This is a genomic window from Corynebacterium sp. H127 (genome assembly GCF_037482665.1).
Classification (GTDB): domain Bacteria; phylum Actinomycetota; class Actinomycetes; order Mycobacteriales; family Mycobacteriaceae; genus Corynebacterium.
Genome location: NZ_JBBHKY010000002.1, coordinates 50,322 through 65,890, shown reverse-complemented (window position 1 = coordinate 65,890; position 15,569 = coordinate 50,322). Strand labels below are relative to the sequence as shown.

At 58.9% G+C, this 15,569-nt stretch carries 21 protein-coding genes; 17 read left to right on the top strand and 4 right to left on the bottom strand.

Annotation, left to right across the window (positions count from 1 at the left end):
* Positions 1 to 155: 155 nt before the first annotated feature.
* The 15 genes from rpsJ (at position 156) to WG936_RS02805 (ending at position 9,848) form a co-directional block, all read left to right on the top strand.
* Entirely contained in the window at positions 156 to 461 is a 306-nt protein-coding gene (rpsJ, locus tag WG936_RS02875) for a 30S ribosomal protein S10 (RefSeq protein ID WP_003848085.1), read from the top strand.
* 30 nt (positions 462 to 491) lie between these two features.
* Positions 492 to 1,148, top strand: coding sequence for a 50S ribosomal protein L3 (rplC, locus tag WG936_RS02870; RefSeq protein ID WP_339564319.1), 657 nt, complete (start codon positions 492 to 494; stop codon positions 1,146 to 1,148).
* A complete protein-coding gene (gene rplD, locus WG936_RS02865; protein ID WP_339564318.1) occupies positions 1,145 to 1,801 on the top strand; it encodes a 50S ribosomal protein L4 in 657 nt (218 codons plus the stop codon). Before rplC ends, rplD begins: the two co-directional genes overlap by 4 nt.
* Positions 1,801 to 2,106 (top strand): 50S ribosomal protein L23, encoded by a 306-nt coding sequence (gene rplW / locus WG936_RS02860; RefSeq protein WP_339572067.1) that lies wholly within the window; start codon positions 1,801 to 1,803, stop codon positions 2,104 to 2,106. The genes rplD and rplW overlap by 1 nt, the downstream gene beginning before the upstream one ends.
* Before the next feature lie 32 nt (positions 2,107 to 2,138).
* Positions 2,139 to 2,981, top strand: a complete 843-nt coding sequence (gene rplB, locus WG936_RS02855; protein ID WP_339564316.1) for a 50S ribosomal protein L2 — start codon at positions 2,139 to 2,141, stop codon at positions 2,979 to 2,981.
* A 13-nt stretch (positions 2,982 to 2,994) separates the two neighbouring features.
* Positions 2,995 to 3,273, top strand: coding sequence for a 30S ribosomal protein S19 (rpsS, locus tag WG936_RS02850; RefSeq protein WP_339564315.1), 279 nt, complete (start codon positions 2,995 to 2,997; stop codon positions 3,271 to 3,273).
* A 3-nt stretch (positions 3,274 to 3,276) separates the two neighbouring features.
* Positions 3,277 to 3,639 (top strand): 50S ribosomal protein L22, encoded by a 363-nt coding sequence (gene rplV / locus WG936_RS02845; RefSeq protein WP_339572066.1) that lies wholly within the window; start codon positions 3,277 to 3,279, stop codon positions 3,637 to 3,639.
* Complete coding sequence (gene rpsC, locus WG936_RS02840; protein ID WP_339564313.1) at positions 3,639 to 4,385, top strand: 30S ribosomal protein S3; 747 nt, start codon at positions 3,639 to 3,641, stop codon at positions 4,383 to 4,385. The genes rplV and rpsC overlap by 1 nt, the downstream gene beginning before the upstream one ends.
* Before the next feature lie 2 nt (positions 4,386 to 4,387).
* A complete protein-coding gene (rplP, locus tag WG936_RS02835; protein WP_339564312.1) occupies positions 4,388 to 4,804 on the top strand; it encodes a 50S ribosomal protein L16 in 417 nt (138 codons plus the stop codon).
* Positions 4,804 to 5,034: a 50S ribosomal protein L29 gene (rpmC, locus tag WG936_RS02830; RefSeq protein WP_339564311.1), complete on the top strand. Its 231-nt coding sequence runs from the start codon at positions 4,804 to 4,806 to the stop codon at positions 5,032 to 5,034. The genes rplP and rpmC overlap by 1 nt, the downstream gene beginning before the upstream one ends.
* Positions 5,035 to 5,036: 2 nt before the next feature.
* Entirely contained in the window at positions 5,037 to 5,324 is a 288-nt protein-coding gene (gene rpsQ / locus WG936_RS02825) for a 30S ribosomal protein S17 (protein WP_339564310.1), read from the top strand.
* A 240-nt stretch (positions 5,325 to 5,564) separates the two neighbouring features.
* Positions 5,565 to 7,142 (top strand): efflux RND transporter periplasmic adaptor subunit, encoded by a 1,578-nt coding sequence (locus tag WG936_RS02820; RefSeq protein WP_339572065.1) that lies wholly within the window; start codon positions 5,565 to 5,567, stop codon positions 7,140 to 7,142.
* A gap of 4 nt (positions 7,143 to 7,146) precedes the next feature.
* Positions 7,147 to 7,851 (top strand): ABC transporter ATP-binding protein, encoded by a 705-nt coding sequence (locus WG936_RS02815; protein WP_339572064.1) that lies wholly within the window; start codon positions 7,147 to 7,149, stop codon positions 7,849 to 7,851.
* Positions 7,841 to 9,145: an ABC transporter permease gene (locus WG936_RS02810; RefSeq protein WP_339572063.1), complete on the top strand. Its 1,305-nt coding sequence runs from the start codon at positions 7,841 to 7,843 to the stop codon at positions 9,143 to 9,145. The genes WG936_RS02815 and WG936_RS02810 overlap by 11 nt, the downstream gene beginning before the upstream one ends.
* 19 nt (positions 9,146 to 9,164) lie before the next feature.
* Positions 9,165 to 9,848: a hypothetical protein gene (locus WG936_RS02805; protein ID WP_339572062.1), complete on the top strand. Its 684-nt coding sequence runs from the start codon at positions 9,165 to 9,167 to the stop codon at positions 9,846 to 9,848.
* Between the two features lie 4 nt (positions 9,849 to 9,852).
* Here the strand turns inward: WG936_RS02805 and WG936_RS02800 are convergent, their stop codons facing one another.
* The 4 genes from WG936_RS02800 to WG936_RS02785 form a co-directional block, all read right to left on the bottom strand.
* A complete protein-coding gene (locus WG936_RS02800; RefSeq protein WP_339572061.1) occupies positions 9,853 to 11,454 on the bottom strand; it encodes a GTPase family protein in 1,602 nt (533 codons plus the stop codon).
* Between the two features lie 3 nt (positions 11,455 to 11,457).
* Positions 11,458 to 13,134 (bottom strand): dynamin family protein, encoded by a 1,677-nt coding sequence (locus WG936_RS02795; RefSeq protein ID WP_339572060.1) that lies wholly within the window; start codon positions 13,132 to 13,134, stop codon positions 11,458 to 11,460.
* A gap of 80 nt (positions 13,135 to 13,214) precedes the next feature.
* Positions 13,215 to 13,907, bottom strand: coding sequence for a hypothetical protein (locus WG936_RS02790; protein WP_339572059.1), 693 nt, complete (start codon positions 13,905 to 13,907; stop codon positions 13,215 to 13,217).
* 7 nt (positions 13,908 to 13,914) lie between these two features.
* Entirely contained in the window at positions 13,915 to 14,649 is a 735-nt protein-coding gene (locus WG936_RS02785; RefSeq protein ID WP_339572058.1) for a hypothetical protein, read from the bottom strand.
* Between the two features lie 232 nt (positions 14,650 to 14,881).
* Between WG936_RS02785 and rplN the strand changes: the two genes are divergently transcribed.
* Together rplN and rplX are read left to right on the top strand one after the other, a co-directional pair.
* Positions 14,882 to 15,250, top strand: a complete 369-nt coding sequence (gene rplN / locus WG936_RS02780; RefSeq protein WP_339564301.1) for a 50S ribosomal protein L14 — start codon at positions 14,882 to 14,884, stop codon at positions 15,248 to 15,250.
* Between the two features lie 3 nt (positions 15,251 to 15,253).
* Positions 15,254 to 15,568, top strand: coding sequence for a 50S ribosomal protein L24 (gene rplX / locus WG936_RS02775; protein WP_339564300.1), 315 nt, complete (start codon positions 15,254 to 15,256; stop codon positions 15,566 to 15,568).
* Position 15,569: the final 1 nt, after the last annotated feature.

Here is a 15,569-nt window from a genome sequence, read left to right as displayed (position 1 = left end):
GTTTGCAATGCAACTTCGTCTCTTCGGACCTTAACTAGTAAGTCAAGTAACTGGCGTTGGACGCCAAGCCCCAACAGGCTCGGACAACGTTATAGAGAAATCAGCGATTCCCACCGCTCAAGAATTGATGTGGGACAGCGAGGAAGAGGATAAGCGTGGCGGGACAAAAGATCCGCATTAGGCTCAAGGCCTACGACCACGAGGCGATCGACGCATCTGCGAAGAAAATCGTCGAGACGGTCACCCGTACCGGTGCCCGCGTTGTCGGCCCTGTGCCACTGCCTACTGAAAAGAACGTTTACGCCGTTATTCGTTCTCCACACAAGTACAAGGACTCTCGTGAGCATTTCGAAATGCGCACTCACAAGCGTCTGATTGACATCCTCGACCCGACGCCGAAGACGGTTGACGCGCTCATGCGCATCGACCTTCCGGCTAGCGTCGACGTGAACATTCAGTGATCGACGGAAATACTTGGCGGAGAATAGATAATGAGTGAAAACGAAGTAAAGGGCATTCTGGGCACCAAGCTCGGCATGACCCAGATCTTCGACGAGGATAACCGCGTAATTCCGGTAACCGTCGTCGAAGCTGGTCCATGTGTCGTAACCCAGATTCGCACCGTTGAAACCGATGGCTACAACGCCATCCAAATCGCCTTTGGCGAAATCGACCCACGCAAGGCAAACAAGCCTGCTGCCGGCCACTTCGGCAAGGCTGGTGTCACCCCACGTCGTCACGTAACCGAAATCCGCATGGATGATGTTTCCGGTTACGAAGTTGGCCAGGACGTCACCGTTGACATCTTCGAAGGCATCACCTTCGTTGACGTCACCGGCACCTCCAAGGGCAAGGGCTTCGCTGGTGGCATGAAGCGCCACGGCTTTGCTGGCCAGGGCGCATCCCACGGTAACCAGGCAGCTCACCGCCGCGTCGGCGGTATTGGTGCTTGTGCTACCCCAGGTCGCGTCTTCAAGGGCACCCGCATGGCAGGTCGCATGGGTAATGACCGCGTCACCACCCAGAACCTGAAGGTTCAGAAGATCGACGCCGAGGCAAACCTCCTGATCATCAAGGGTGCTATCCCTGGTGTTCGCGGTGGCCTCGTAACCGTTAAGACCGCAGTGAAGGGCGGTGCACACGCATGACCAATCTAAAGTTGGACGTCCACACCGCTGACGGCAAGACCTCCGGCACGGTTGAACTACCTGCCGAGATCTTTGACCGCGAAGCATCTGTTGCTCTCATGCACCAGGTTGTCAACGCACAGCGCGCAGCTGCTCGCCAGGGCACCCACGCAACGAAGACTCGTGCGATGGTCTCCGGTGGCGGCAGGAAGCCGTTCCGCCAGAAGGGAACCGGTCGCGCTCGTCAGGGCTCGATCCGTGCTCCACACTTCGCTGGCGGCGGCATCGCGCACGGCCCACAGCCTCGCAACTACGAGCAGCGCACCCCTAAGAAGATGATTAAGGCTGCACTGTACGGCTCCCTGTCTGACCGTGCACGCAACGATCGTATTCACGTGGTAACTGAGCTCGTACCGGGTCAAACCCCATCTACGAAGTCTGCACGTGCATTCCTCGAGCGTCTGACCGAGCGCAAGAACGTACTCGTCGTCCTCGGCCGTGAAGACATCACCGCATGGAAGAGTGTTAACAACCTCCCAGGCGTACACACCCTGGCAGCTGATCAGCTGAACACTTACGACGTCCTCAAGTCTGATGACATCGTGTTCTCTGTTGAGGCTCTTAACACCTTCATCGACCGCGCTACCGGCGCGGCCAAGGAGGAGGCTAAGTAATGGCTACCATCGCAGATCCACGCGACATCATCCTCGCACCGGTCGTATCTGAAAAGTCTTACGGCCTCATGGAGCAGGGTCAGTACACCTTCCTGGTGGCTCCTTCCTCCAACAAGACTGAGATCAAGATTGCTATCGAGCAGATCTTTGGTGTCAAGGTTGCTTCCGTTAACACCATCAACCGTGAGGGCAAGCGCAAGCGTACCCGCACCGGTTATGGTCAGCGTAAGTCCACCAAGCGCGCCATCGTCACCCTGCGCGAGGGCAGCGATCCAATCGACATCTTCGGCGGTTCCGCCTCCTAAGCGGCGGCGGAAAGTTAAGGACCAGAAAAACTATGGCTATTCGTAAGTACAAGCCGACAACCCCGGGTCGCCGCCAGAGCTCCGTTTCGATGTTCGAGGAGATCACTCGCTCGACTCCGGAGAAGTCTCTGCTGCGCCCGCTGTCCAAGTCGGGCGGCCGTAACGTACACGGCCACATCACCACCCGTCACAAGGGTGGCGGACACAAGCGTCAGTACCGTGTCATCGACTTCCGTCGTGCAGACAAAGACGGTATCACCGCTAAGGTCGCTCACATCGAGTACGACCCAAACCGTACCGCTAACATTGCTCTCCTTCACTTCCGTGATGGTGAGAAGCGATACATCATTGCTCCTAAGGGCCTGAAGCAGGGCGCTATCCTCGAGTCCGGCGCAAACGCCGACATCAAGGTTGGCAACAACCTGCCACTGCGCAACATCCCTGCTGGTGCAACCATCCACTGCGTGGAGCTGAAGCCAGGTGGCGGTGCCAAGATGGCCCGTTCCGCAGGTACCTCCATTCAGCTGCTCGGTAAGGAAGGCACGTACGCAATCCTGCGTATGCCGTCTTCTGAAATCCGTCGCGTTGACATTCGTTGCCGTGCAACCGTTGGTGAGGTCGGCAACGCTGACCAGATCAACATCCGTTGGGGCAAGGCCGGCCGTATGCGCTGGAAGGGCGTTCGCCCAACCGTCCGTGGTGTCGTTATGAACCCGGTCGATCACCCACACGGTGGTGGTGAAGGTAAGACCTCCGGTGGTCGTCACCCAGTTTCTCCTTGGGGTCAGCCAGAGGGTCGTACCCGCAAGCCAAACCGTCCGTCCGATCGCCTGATCGTTCGTCGCCGCCGCTCCAACAAGAACAAGAAGCGCTAAGAGGAGGTAGAAAATGCCACGCAGCCTTAAGAAGGGCCCGTTTGTCGATGAGCACCTCCTCAACAAGGTCGACGCTCAGAACGAAAAGGGCACCAAGCAGGTCATCAAGACCTGGTCTCGCCGCTCCACCATTCTCCCTGATTTCATCGGTCACACCTTCGCCGTCCACGACGGTCGCAAGCACGTGCCGGTATTCATTGATGACTCCATGGTTGGCCACAAGCTCGGCGAGTTCGCACCAACCAAGACCTTCAAGGGTCACATCAAGGAAGACAAGAAGGGACGTCGATAAGCGATGAGTGACCAAATCACCACCGCCCGCGCGACCGCGCGCTTCGTCCGGGTCACCCCGATGAAGGCACGCCGCGTCATCGATCTCGTTCGCGGCAAGACCGTGTCCGAGGCAATGGCTATCCTGAAGTACGCCCCACAGGCTGCTGCAGAGCCAGTTGCAAAGGTCGTTGCATCCGCAGCAGCAAACGCTGAGAACAACTTCGGCATGGAGCCACGCACCTTGGTCATCTCTGAGGCATACGCCGATGAGGGACCAACCATGCGTCGCTTCCAGCCACGTGCTCAGGGTCGCGCATTCATTATCCGTAAGCGCACCAGCCACATCACCGTGGTTGTTGAGAGCCAGAAGGAAGGGGCCAAGTAGTGGGCCAGAAAATCCATCCACACGGCCTACGCTTGGGCATTACTTCCGACTGGAAGTCCCACTGGTACGCCGACAAGTCTTACTCTGACTACATCGCAGAAGACATCAAGATCCGCGAGTTCCTCGCTAAGGGCCTCGACCGCGCCGGCGTTGCCGACGTCGTCATCGAGCGCACCCGCGATCGCGTCCGCGTTGACATTCACACCGCCCGCCCGGGCATCGTGATTGGTCGTCGCGGCTCCGAAGCTGACCGCATTCGCGGTGAGCTGGAGAAGCTGACCGGCAAGCAGGTCGCACTCAACATTCTTGAGGTCAAGAACATCGACGCTAACGCTCAGCTGGTGGCACAGTCCATCGCCGAGCAGCTCACCAACCGTGTGGCATTCCGTCGCGCTATGCGCAAGGCAATCCAGGGCGCAATGCGTCAGCCACAGGTCAAGGGCATCAAGGTTGTATGTTCCGGTCGTCTCGGCGGCGCCGAGATGTCTCGCACCGAGCGCTACCATGAGGGTCGCGTTCCGCTGCACACCCTTCGCGCCGAAATTGACTACGGTACCTACGAAGCTCACACCACCTTCGGACGCATCGGCGTCAAGGTGTGGATCTACAAGGGTGACGTTGTTGGTGGCCGTCGCGAGTCCGAAATGAACGCACCAGCTGCCGGCCGTGGCCGCGGCGATCGTCGCGAGCGTCCACGTCGTGGTGGCCAGCGTCGTCAGCGTGCAGAGCAGAAGCAGGAGGGCTAAGAATGCTTATCCCTAAGCGCGTCAAGTACCGCCGTCAGCACCGCCCACACCGCACTGGTGTTTCCAAGGGTGGCAACCGCGTTACCTTCGGTGATTACGGCATCCAGGCTCTCGAGCCTGCCTACATCACCAACCGTCAGATCGAGTCCGCTCGTATCGCCATCAACCGCCACGTCAAGCGTGGTGGCAAGGTATGGATCAACATTTTCCCTGACCGCCCACTGACCCAGAAAGCACTCGGCGTGCGTATGGGTTCCGGTAAGGGTGGCGTGGAAAAGTGGGTCGCCAACGTCAAGCCAGGTCGCATTCTCTTTGAGATGAGCTACCCAAACGAAGAAACCGCTCTCGAAGCGCTTCGTCGTGCTGGCCAGAAGCTGCCTTGCAAGGTCCGCATCGTTAAGAAGGAGGACCAGTTCTAATGGCATCTGGTATCCCTGCACACGAGCTCCGCGAGCTCAATGCTGAAGAGCTGACCAACCGTCTGAAGGAAGCCAAGGAAGAGCTCTTCAACCTGCGCTTCCAGATGGCAACCGGCCAGCTGACCAACAACCGCCGCCTACGCGTGGTCAAGCAGGACATTGCCCGTATCTACACGGTTATCCGTGAGCGCGAGCTGGGCCTGTCCGTTGTCCCGGGAGCTGAGGCTTAATCATGAGTGAGGCAACTGTGAACAACACTGAAAAGAAGGAAAAGGGCGGCCGCAAGGTTCGTACCGGCTACGTTGTTTCCGACAAGATGACTAAGACCATTGTCGTCGAATTGGAAGACCGTAAGCAGCACGCACTGTACGGCAAGACCATTCGTTCCAACTCGAAGGTCAAGGCTCACGATGAAGAGGAGATCGCCGGCATCGGTGACCTCGTCAAGATCGAGGAGACCCGTCCGCTGTCTAAGGACAAGCACTTCCGTCTCGTCGAAATCGTCGAGAAGGCCCGCTAGTCTGGCCGAGTTATCAGCTCCACTCAGTGGAGTGTGGTAATTCAGCAAGGGCAAGCCCCAGCCAAGTTTTTGGCCGGGGCTTGCCCTTTTTGCACGTCTACGACACTCTTCCCAACAATACTGAGCAAACAAGGGGGTAGGGTAAACCCTGATATTTGTCAGGGTTTGTTGAATCTATTTTTCCGTAGCTCCTATTCTTATAATATTGGCTACCAGAAACTATACAAAGGAATCGCGGAAATGCGGAAAAAGCTCGTTGCAGGCATCGCAGCGTTGGCCGTCGTTGGCGGAGGGGGTGCCTGGGCTGCTGCTTCAATGCTGGGCAAAGATTCCTATCCCGCGATCGCGGCCTCTGAGGTCAAAGAGGTAGAGAAGAAGGACGTGGTGGCCAAGGTCGCGACTACGGGCGAAGTCATGGCGGACAAGTACACCTCGGTGACTACGCGTCTGACTGGGCCAGTGCTAGAGCTGAAGGTGCGCGCAGGCGACAAGGTACAAGCGGACCAAGTCCTCGCCCGCATGGACACCACAGAACTCCAGCGTCAGGTCGAACTACAAGCTGCGCAGCAAGCGGAAGCAGCCGCAGCTGCTCAACAACAACTCGCTACGGCTCAAAATGCGTACCAGCAGTCGCGGGACCGCTACCAGATGGGCATGAACCCGGAGATCAACAGCGCTACGGCTGCGCTGCGCCAAGCTGACTCCGAACTAACCTTGGCCCAGAAGCAATATAACGACCTGCAATCCGACCGCCTCCAAGGCGCAGATCCGCGCATCGCTGAACAAGACCGGGCTCTCGTCGCAGCGCGTGACGAGAACCGAGATGCTGCTATCGAGCTTGCCCGGATTACTGCGACCACAATCTACGGGGTACTGGTGGAAGATACCGCCTCGCCGGTGGCAACCCTAGACATGGCGACTGCCGAGGATCGCCTCGACCGAGCTGAGCGCGACGCCGACCTCAAGCAGCAAGAAATGCAGCGCACCCTCGTGGCAGTGGATCGAGATCTCGCGGTAGCACAAGCCAAGGTCGCGGATGCTGCGGCGGCGCAACAAGAAGCTGAGTTGGCCGTGGAGTCCGCTCGACTCGCCACCCTGCAACAAATCGACGCCGAGAGAATCGCCGCTGAGCAAGCCGCGGCGGGGGTGGACGCAGCCGGTGCTAGCCAATCAGTTACTTCGCGACACATGCAGGTGGATATGTCAGAGGCTGAGGTGCGTGCACCGCATGCCGGGGTGATCTCAGAGTTGGGCGCGATAGAAGGAGCGGCCCCTGAAGGCGTGCTGCTTACTGTCGCCGATACTGATCGGCTCACCGTGACGGCGAAGGTGAAGGAATCTGAGGTCGGCAAGCTTAAGGCCGGCGACGAAGTCACGTTTACTACGCCGGCAACCGGGGATAAGAAGTTTAGTGGCAACGTGGTCCGGATTTCCCCGGTAGCGCAGACTCCACAGGCGGAAGGCGAGAAGCAGCCGAGTCAGAAGGCAGAGTTCCCGGTCGAGATCGCAGTAACCGGGGACAAGGAGGGACTCCGGCTCGGAGCTAGCGCGAAGCTGCAGATTGTCGTCGATAAGCGCCCCCAAGCTCTCGCCGTGCCGCGGGAAGCCGTGATCAAAACCGAGACTGGTCATGACGTGCTCATCTTGGCGGAGGAGTCAGATGCCTGGCGGGTCAAGCGAGTCCCGGTGGACCTGGTCACAGAAAGCAACTTTGATGCGGTGATCACAGGGCTAGAAATTAAAGCTGGCACCAAGGTGGTGACGTCGGTAAGTAAGCACGAGGCGGACGTCGATAAGCTCGTATCGATTGAGGGGTAGCGCGATGACGCACCTCATCGACTTACGCGGCATCGTCCGCACTTTCAACGCCGGGCTTGACAGTGAATTAACCGTGCTGCACGGGGTGGATTTTCATATCGATCCGGGGGAGTTCGTGGCGGTGATTGGTGCCTCGGGATCCGGTAAATCGACACTGATGAACATTGTCGGGATGCTGGATCGCCCCACTGCAGGCAGCTACAGTTTCGACGGCGTGAACGTGCTGGAATCCGACGACGATGAGCTCGCGCGCTACCGGAGCGAAAACATCGGCTTCGTCTTTCAGAACTTCAACCTCATCGGAAGGATTGACGCCCTGAAAAACGTGGAGATGCCGATGATGTATGCCGGAGTCAAGGTCAATCAGCGACGTGAACGCGCACAAGAGCTACTAGAAATGGTGGGGATGGCAGACCGCATGGGGCACCTGCCGAATCAGCTTTCTGGTGGGCAGAAGCAGCGCGTAGCTATTGCCCGGGCATTGGCGAACAACCCGGACCTCATCCTGGCTGATGAACCTACCGGTGCGCTCGACACCGCGACCGGAAGGATGGTCATGGACCTGTTCCATGAGCTCAACCAGGAACATGGGACAACGATCGCCTTTATTACGCACAACCCCGAGCTTGCGGCAGAAACACAGCGCACCGTCATGATGGTCGACGGCAAAATCATGGCGGCGGAGGACGAGACAACCGATGTCCATTAGAGAGGCCATTTCGCTAGCGCTCGGCAGCCTAAAGACTGCGAAAATGCGCTCCATGCTGACACTGCTCGGCATCATCATCGGCATCGCTTCCGTGATTACCATCATGACGCTTGGCCACGCCCTCAAAACCCAGACTTTCGGAAGCCTGGCTGCATTCGGGGCGAGTGACCTGTCAGTCTCCGTGACCCAGCGCAGCGAAGCTGCGGAAGAGGAACAAAACTACTTCAACGAAGCCGTGGCCGACCCGGATTCCCTCATCACCGAAGCACAAGTCGAGGCGCTCCGAGAACATTTCGGGCCGCAGATCAGTGGCGTCGGGATCGGTAACCCCAGCTATCAGCGAGGTGAAGTACACCGCCTCAGCTCCATTGGAGCCAGCCTTGCTGCGAAGGACCAGAAAGTGTCTTTGGCTCCCGTGAACGCAGATTTCCTGTGGATGAACAGCGTTGATATCGAAGCGGGACGCCCCATACTGGAGCAAGACCTTTCAGAGGAGCGGCATGTAGCGGTGATCTCGCCCGAAGTCTCCGATGCGCTATTCGAAGGCGATGCGAATGCTGCCTTGGGCTCCGAAATAGAGTTCACCGCTGAGGGTGAATCGCAGGTGTTCAACGTGGTGGGAGTGGCGAAGAAAGCGAAGCAAGGGCTGCTAGTCGGCTCGATGGAAACCGCCTCTGTATATATTCCTTATGCTTTGCTGCCCGCAGAAGTTGATTCGGATTCGGGGGTCCTGACGCCCGACGCGTACTCCAGCATCAGCGTTCGGGTTGCCGGGACTGGTGACAGTAATCAACTTAAGCAGGATATCCAGTCCTACTTCGATCAGCTTTATGAGAGCAATGATGACTACCGGGTCAAAGTGTCGGACTTTGGTAGCGAACTGGAGTCTGTCAATAGCGTGCTGAACTCGATCAGCATGGTGGTAGCGGCTATCGGTGGCATTTCCCTCCTCGTTGGTGGCATCGGCGTCATGAACGTCATGCTCATCACCGTGACTGAACGTACCCGAGAGATCGGCGTGCGGAAGGCCCTTGGGGCGCGCCGTCGGGACATCAAATGGCAGTTTGTGATCGAGGCGATGATTATCGGACTTGTCGGCGGAATGATTGGCGTGGTGATCGGTTCCGTATTCGGCATGATCGGTGCCCAACTGTTGGGTACTTTCGTGTTCCCTCCGCTCGGCGTGGTGCTGGTATCGCTGTTGTTCTCGCTGGCTACCGGCCTGTTCTTCGGCTACTACCCCGCAGCGAAAGCTGCGCGGCTGAACCCGATCGATGCCTTGCGCTACGAATAGCTCGCCTAGACTCAGGGGAGTGAAAGACCCCACTCGAATACCAAAACTGCTCGGCCAGGTTCAGGACCTATGGGAGGCGCTGCCGCAGCTCGACTTTGCCGACCTGCTCCGGTTACTGGACAACAGTGGCGTGGGTGGCTTGGATGATGCGGACGCGGCAGAGGCACTCCAACAGCTCTGCCAGCGCTATCCGCGCACCGTGCAGCACACTTCGGTGGCAGTGACGGTGCGAACACAAGAACATCTTCTTAGCCTAGATGCAGAAACCGTGGTTGTTCGAAGTTCTCACGCGCGCGCAGCGCAACGCCCCGTGACTTGGGCCTTGGACGAGGTCATCAAAGCTGAGGTGGGTGCACCGCTCATCCTGAGGGACACCACAGGAATACGCCGCCGCTTCGGGGTAGTCGAGCAGATCCGCCCGCTTATCGACGCCCCTAAACTTTCACTTACCCACTTACCAGCACTCGACCGACGCACGCTCGGCGAAGATAGCTTCGTGGTGTCCTGCGAAGGCGACGTCACGGTTTCGCTTGCCCACGCGCTGCGGACGTTTCACCAGCAGCGCCGCAACACCACCATGACTGAATTGCCGTGGGACTTAGTACTCCCCACCGCAGTGGGAGAGCAGCTGGTGGTGCAGCTGCGCGATGGCGGTGGCAACGTGGATTTAGGCCGGATCACGGCCATCACACGGGCGTCCTAGACGGCTAACTCGCAGTGGCAATGGCGAGCTGCTTGTGGAAGTCGAGGTAGCGGCTCCGGACGTCGAGCAGCGGTGCGGTGACCTGCTCTGCACTAAGCTCCTGCACTTCGCGACGCAGCGCCCTGCGGGTCCGTGATTTGATACCCGCACCGATCGCTGCGCCAAACACCGCGGTGAACAGGCCGAGCAGTATGCCCAGGAGGAGACCTCCCGCGATGAGTAACGTCGGCAGCGGCCAGCCCTCAATGTGAGGGATGAGGGGGCCGTCAACCAGTGGGTCAATGAGCCCAGGGAAGAAGGCTACGGCCAGGTACCAGCCGATGCCAGCCAGAGCAGCGAGCAAAGCAAGCCACTGTACGAAGGTGAACAGCCCCCAGACCTTGCTGGGCTGTGCGGGCAGCTCAGTACGGGCAGCGGTGCGGTCGAGTTGCTCGGGCAGCGCCTCGATAATGTCCTCAGTGCGATCCGAGATCTGGTTTGCCCACCGTTCTGGCAATCCGCTGGCTACCGACGTAGCGTATTCGCGCACGCCCCGGTTGGCTACCGCGCGCCGGGATGCGTCGATAGGCGGGAGCGAGCTACGGTGAACGCCGACCTCATCGGACTTCTCCTGAAGGCCGAGTCTACGCAGCGGGTCTGGGCGAAGCCGCAGCATCCACGAGGTCAGCAGCCACCCCGTTTTGAGGCCGAGGCGCTTCCGGTATGCGGCTGCGGTGACGCCGGAGATGTATTCGGTACCAGCGGCCTGAGCGAGGGCATCATCCAGGGCCTTCTTCTCAGAATCGGTGACCTTCTTTAGCTTCTCACTCCCCAGCAGTGGGGCTGTCACGGCAGCTATGTCTGCCTCCAGGCGCGCCGTCTGGGCGGAATGCGCGGAGGCAACCTTTGCGATGGCGCCCCGGATGTCTGCCACGCCGGCGCCCGTCTTGGCGCTCGTGGCAATGACTTTAACTTTCTGCAGCCCGTCTTCCACTAGCAGTTGCTCCAAGGATTGCGAGACGGGACGCAAATCCTCCGGGCGCAGTTTGTCTGACTTGTTGAGCACCGCTAGTGTCACCGAGCTGTGCGCGGCATGAGGCCGGATGAAGTGATCATGAATGATCGTATCCGCGTACTTTTCGGGATCGGTGACCCAGACCAACACATCAACTTGGCCAGCCAAGCGGCTAGCGATCTCTCGGTGGATCGGCTCCACGGAGTCAAAGTCGGGCAGATCCAGCAGGATCAGCGGACCCGCATCGCGTGCGAAATCCCCACTGCGATTGCGACGGTCCTCCACCTCCAACCAATCGAGTAGCTCTTCAGCGCCTTCGGGATGCCACACCGCCGCCAGGGGAGAGGAGGTAGTAGGGCGCCGCGCAGCGGTCTTACCTAGGTCTTCCCCAACGACGGCATTGAACAAAGAAGTCTTGCCGGAGCCGGTGGCGCCGAAAAAGCCCACGACAGTATGGTCCGCGGACAAGGCACGACGCTGCGCCGCACTATCGATGACGTGCCTGAGAGCCTCTTCCTCTGCAGGGCTGAGCATGCCTTGGGCGAGTTCAGCCGCGGTTTCTAAAGCCGCCAGGCGCTGGCCTAAGGTTGCCTTGGACTTGAAAACACCCATGTCTTAGGCACCTGCTTCCGCATTAGCGTGGTCGCGGGCCACGGTGAGGTCTTGTGAGCTCGAGCCACGCACAAGGTCGTCAGTAACCTCGTAATAACGGCTACGCTCTGCCCCGAACAACGTTTCAATGCGACTATCCAGGTCAGTGCGGGCGTGCTTGGCCATCCGCCGCACAGCGTCCTCACCAAAGATCGTCTCCAACATCTTTTGGCCGAGCACTGCGGAGCCGCCAGCGATCGCGATCTCGCCTCCAGTCAGCCCAGCGGTAGAAGCAAAGACAACCAGCATCAGCGCTACGGTGACCACATTGAGCCCCAAAGACATGATGCGGGCCTGCATCCGTTTGTCGCCCGCGCTGTTTTGAATAGTGTCCACGAGGCTTGCCTGCCAGTCGCGTACCAGCTGGGCAGTAGCCTCTGTGATGTCGGCGCTGGCATGAGCCAGCTCTGGGCTTGCCGACGCCCGCAACTCCGGAGTCGCAGTACCCAGATGAGACCAGCTGCGCGTCGCTGCAGTTTCTGCGGCATCCACGACGACCGCATGCAACCCGGCTTCAATTTCAGTCTCCACTTCCCGCACCGGCGCCGGCTTGCCAGTGAAGAAGCTACCGAGGCGATCCACTGACAGGGAATACCACCGTTCCATGGTTCGGAAGGCATCCGAGGTTCCCACGAAGTCTTGCCAGCGCTGCATAACCTCTTTGCGCAGCAGATTGCCGTCCTGGGTGGCATCAATCACCTGGTCGCGGGCGCGTGCATAGGTGTCATCGATGGCGCCGTCGAGCTGGGCGGCGAATTCTTCCTCACGCGCCTTAATCTCAGCGAGCCCGGTTACCTTTGCCGTGATCTGTCCAACCACGCCTTGCACCGTCTTCGCTGCCATTGCTCTGCGGGCGACAGAATCCGCAGCCAGCTGCGCCAAATGATCGCGCAGCGGAGCAACAAGGTCGAGTGCAAGCAGCCCAGAAAGATGCTCAACATAGGGTACCGTGATGAGCTTCGAATCACCGAGCTGGGCGTCGAGCATCATGCGCCGGAGATCCTCCGGGACAGTCCGCATCGCTTCCTCGTCGACCCGGTTGAGCACCACTATGACCTCGATGTTGCGGGATGCCGCATCGTGCAGGAAATTCCAAACCAGCTGATCTGCGTACCGCGCCGGGGTGGTGACAAAGATCCACAGGTCCGCCGCCGCAAGGAGCTGCGAGGCGAGGGCCCGGTTCTTATCATCGATGGAATCGAAGTCGGGGGCGTCGAGAAGCGCGAGGCCCGGCCGCAGAGTCTCGGTGGTTACGGTGCGTAGTGAGGTGGCGGTGGGATTCGCAGCAGCCGCGCCGTGTTCGCGGGCGAGGCCTGGTAAAACCTGTCCAGCGGCGAACCACTCGGCATCCTCCGGATTGGCCACCAGAACCGGTTGGCGGGTAGTCGGCCGGATCGCGCCGGAAACACTCACTTGCGAGCCCACAACGGCGTTGACCAGCGTCGATTTTCCGCTGCCGGTGGAACCGCCGATCACGGCAAGTAGCGGTGCATCGATGTTTGTCAGCCGCGGCAGAACATAGTCGTCTACCTGGTGGACGAGGGCCTGGGCAGTCTCCTGCGCGGAAGGTTCCAACACGAAGGTGGTGTCGGAGAGTACGTCGCGCAGCTGAGTGACTGAGGCGGAAGTGTGCTCGATCATTTCTCTATTGTTCCACTGTTTAGGCGCTGCCGGTGTAAATCGTGCAAAGACTCAACACGGTGAGAAGCGCAGGAGGGGCCTTAGGTTTGTCGATAAGACTTGAAGCACGCAATCGCAGTCAGCAGAGCGGCAGGGATCCACGTAACGGGTGACAGCGCCACAGTGAGGAAGCCAATCACTGCAATGATGCTGGACATTAGAGACAGGTCGCGCGCCGGCGACGGCAGTACCGCGAGAGTTCGTGTCAACTGCAACACGCCGACCATGGCGGGGACGGCGAGGAGCTGCGAAATGACCCAATCCTGTGAGAACGGGTACAAAGAGCAGAGCAGCCAACACGGCCCTGCCAGCGCGTAGCCGAGAAGGAACGCTAGCGGCCAGGGGCTTTTCGCCGCAGCGGAGGCGTGCTTAGTGAAGCGAGTTGAAGTTGCCGCGAAGAGCGCAACACCGAGAGCGAATACGGTGAACAGAGCGTAATGGATGTGCAGGCCAGGAGAAAGCACGTCATCACCCGGATCCATGGTGTCAAGGGCCGCGATGATCCACAGCAAAATCCCAATGACTGCACTTAGGGAGCCAAGAATGCGGCTGGAAAGCAACTCGCTGCGGTAACACGCTAGGCCGATAACAGCACACGTGACGAGCCCTAGGATTGCCACCAATGGTGTTCGGGTTGGCAAAAGAAAAACGAAACCAAGAATCAGCAGACTAAACCAGCCTGCGATCAGCATCGGCCCCGGCGGAACTGAGTTCAGAAGCTTTGAATTGAACATAACTCCGCTACTCTTCGCGTGCCGAGCGTTCTTGCCGGCCCCGGCGCCAGGGGCGCAGCTCGAACGATTCAACGACCGCAGCAGCAAAAGTACTGAGTAGTGCCAATTCGCTACCAAAAAGCCCGAAGAAGGGAATGGCCCCCAGCATGCATAGCACCGCGCCAATGGTGGACAAGATCTTCGCGTGCGGGTTGTGCTTGACGTTAGTGGCCACCAGCAACTGGATGCCGCCGATGAAAACGGGCACCAGCAGCAATGGGATGAACCAGTCCTGGAGAGCCGTATCTAACGCCTGGTTTGAGTATCGGTACCACGTGAAGGCCTGAGCTGCTAGCTGCAAAGCCAGGAACAGTGCGGCCCAGGTGAAGCGGTATTGTGCCCGCTCTAGCCACGGTTGGACAATCGCTCCGAACAATGCAAAGGCTGTGATCACAAATCCCACAACGGCCAAAAGACCAGTGATGTTGATGACGGGATCGCCTGGTTCTGAGGTGAGCGCAACAAGCAGCCAACTGCCCCAACCTGGCAAATTGAGCAGAGAACCGACGATCGCTAGCGCCTTGGGTGTTCCCACCGTGTGCTTGCGGTATACGCTGAACAGGACTACGGCAGAGCCGAGTAAGGCTAGAACGCTGGGGACAATGAGACGTGCCGGCCAGGAGAGGCCAAATCCGCTGCCGAGGAAAACTAACGCAGCGATCGCCTGCAAGGTGAGGCCGGCTAGCAGTAGGCGATAGGTCATAGCTTTAGAGCTTAGCTGGCGTGGAAAGCTTTATCGGAAACACGGATTTTGAAGCGAAACTCCAGCGTGTTAGGCTACTTCAGTTGCACAACCCGCGAGATCCATAATCCCAGCTTTGGCTAAGGAAATGGGCCCGGAACTTTTTCGTGTTTTACCTTGTGCAACACCGACCGCGTGCGCTCGGGACGGAAATCCGGCGCACATCAAGTTTCAACCAGGTCAGGAGACCCTAGTGATTCAGCAAGAATCGCGTCTGAAGGTTGCCGATAACACCGGTGCACGTGAAATCCTGTGCATCCGCGTTCTCGGTGGCTCCACTCGACGCTTTGCTGGCATTGGCGACGTCATCGTCGCTACTGTCAAGGAAGCTGCCCCAGGCGGCAACGTAAAGAAGGGCGAGATTGTCAAGGCAGTCATCGTCCGCGCCAAGAAGGAAACCCGTCGCGCAGACGGCTCCTACATTCGCTTCGATGAGAACGCTGCAGTTCTCATCAAGAACGACAACGAGCCAAAGGGCACCCGTATCTTCGGCCCAGTCGCTCGTGAGCTTCGTGACAAGAAGTTCATGAAGATCGTTTCTCTCGCACCGGAGGTGATCTAACCCATGAAGATCCATAAGGGCGATAACGTACTCGTCATCTCCGGCCCAGACAAGGGCGCAAAGGGCAAGGTCATTCAGGCTTTCCCAAAGACCAACAAGGTCATCGTTGAGGGTGTCAACCGCATCAAGAAGCACGTTGCTAACTCCGCACCAGAGCGTGGCGCAGAGTCCGGCGGCATCGTGACTCAGGAAGCCCCGATCCACGTTTCGAACGTCATGGTTCTCGACGCCGACGGCAACCCAACTCGCGTTGCCTACCGCGTAGACGAGAACGGCAAGCGCGTTCGTATCTCGCGTAAGAACGGGAAGGACATCTAAA

What these genes read in the sequence shown, in the direction of transcription:
- WG936_RS02820 (WP_339572065.1), top strand. Translation starts at nt 5,565, where the DNA reads ATGCGGAAAAAGCTCGTTGCAGGCATCGCAGCGTTGGCCGTCGTTGGC.
- rplD (WP_339564318.1), top strand. Translation starts at nt 1,145, where the DNA reads ATGACCAATCTAAAGTTGGACGTCCACACCGCTGACGGCAAGACCTCC.
- rplC (WP_339564319.1), top strand. Translation starts at nt 492, where the DNA reads ATGAGTGAAAACGAAGTAAAGGGCATTCTGGGCACCAAGCTCGGCATG.
- rplB (WP_339564316.1), top strand. Translation starts at nt 2,139, where the DNA reads ATGGCTATTCGTAAGTACAAGCCGACAACCCCGGGTCGCCGCCAGAGC.
- rpsS (WP_339564315.1), top strand. Translation starts at nt 2,995, where the DNA reads ATGCCACGCAGCCTTAAGAAGGGCCCGTTTGTCGATGAGCACCTCCTC.
- rplP (WP_339564312.1), top strand. Translation starts at nt 4,388, where the DNA reads ATGCTTATCCCTAAGCGCGTCAAGTACCGCCGTCAGCACCGCCCACAC.
- WG936_RS02815 (WP_339572064.1), top strand. Translation starts at nt 7,147, where the DNA reads ATGACGCACCTCATCGACTTACGCGGCATCGTCCGCACTTTCAACGCC.
- rpmC (WP_339564311.1), top strand. Translation starts at nt 4,804, where the DNA reads ATGGCATCTGGTATCCCTGCACACGAGCTCCGCGAGCTCAATGCTGAA.
- WG936_RS02810 (WP_339572063.1), top strand. Translation starts at nt 7,841, where the DNA reads ATGTCCATTAGAGAGGCCATTTCGCTAGCGCTCGGCAGCCTAAAGACT.
- WG936_RS02800 (WP_339572061.1), bottom strand. Translation starts at nt 11,454, where the DNA reads ATGGGTGTTTTCAAGTCCAAGGCAACCTTAGGCCAGCGCCTGGCGGCT.
- rpsQ (WP_339564310.1), top strand. Translation starts at nt 5,037, where the DNA reads ATGAGTGAGGCAACTGTGAACAACACTGAAAAGAAGGAAAAGGGCGGC.
- rplV (WP_339572066.1), top strand. Translation starts at nt 3,277, where the DNA reads ATGAGTGACCAAATCACCACCGCCCGCGCGACCGCGCGCTTCGTCCGG.
- WG936_RS02790 (WP_339572059.1), bottom strand. Translation starts at nt 13,907, where the DNA reads ATGTTCAATTCAAAGCTTCTGAACTCAGTTCCGCCGGGGCCGATGCTG.
- WG936_RS02785 (WP_339572058.1), bottom strand. Translation starts at nt 14,649, where the DNA reads ATGACCTATCGCCTACTGCTAGCCGGCCTCACCTTGCAGGCGATCGCT.
- rplX (WP_339564300.1), top strand. Translation starts at nt 15,254, where the DNA reads ATGAAGATCCATAAGGGCGATAACGTACTCGTCATCTCCGGCCCAGAC.
- rplW (WP_339572067.1), top strand. Translation starts at nt 1,801, where the DNA reads ATGGCTACCATCGCAGATCCACGCGACATCATCCTCGCACCGGTCGTA.
- WG936_RS02795 (WP_339572060.1), bottom strand. Translation starts at nt 13,134, where the DNA reads ATGATCGAGCACACTTCCGCCTCAGTCACTCAGCTGCGCGACGTACTC.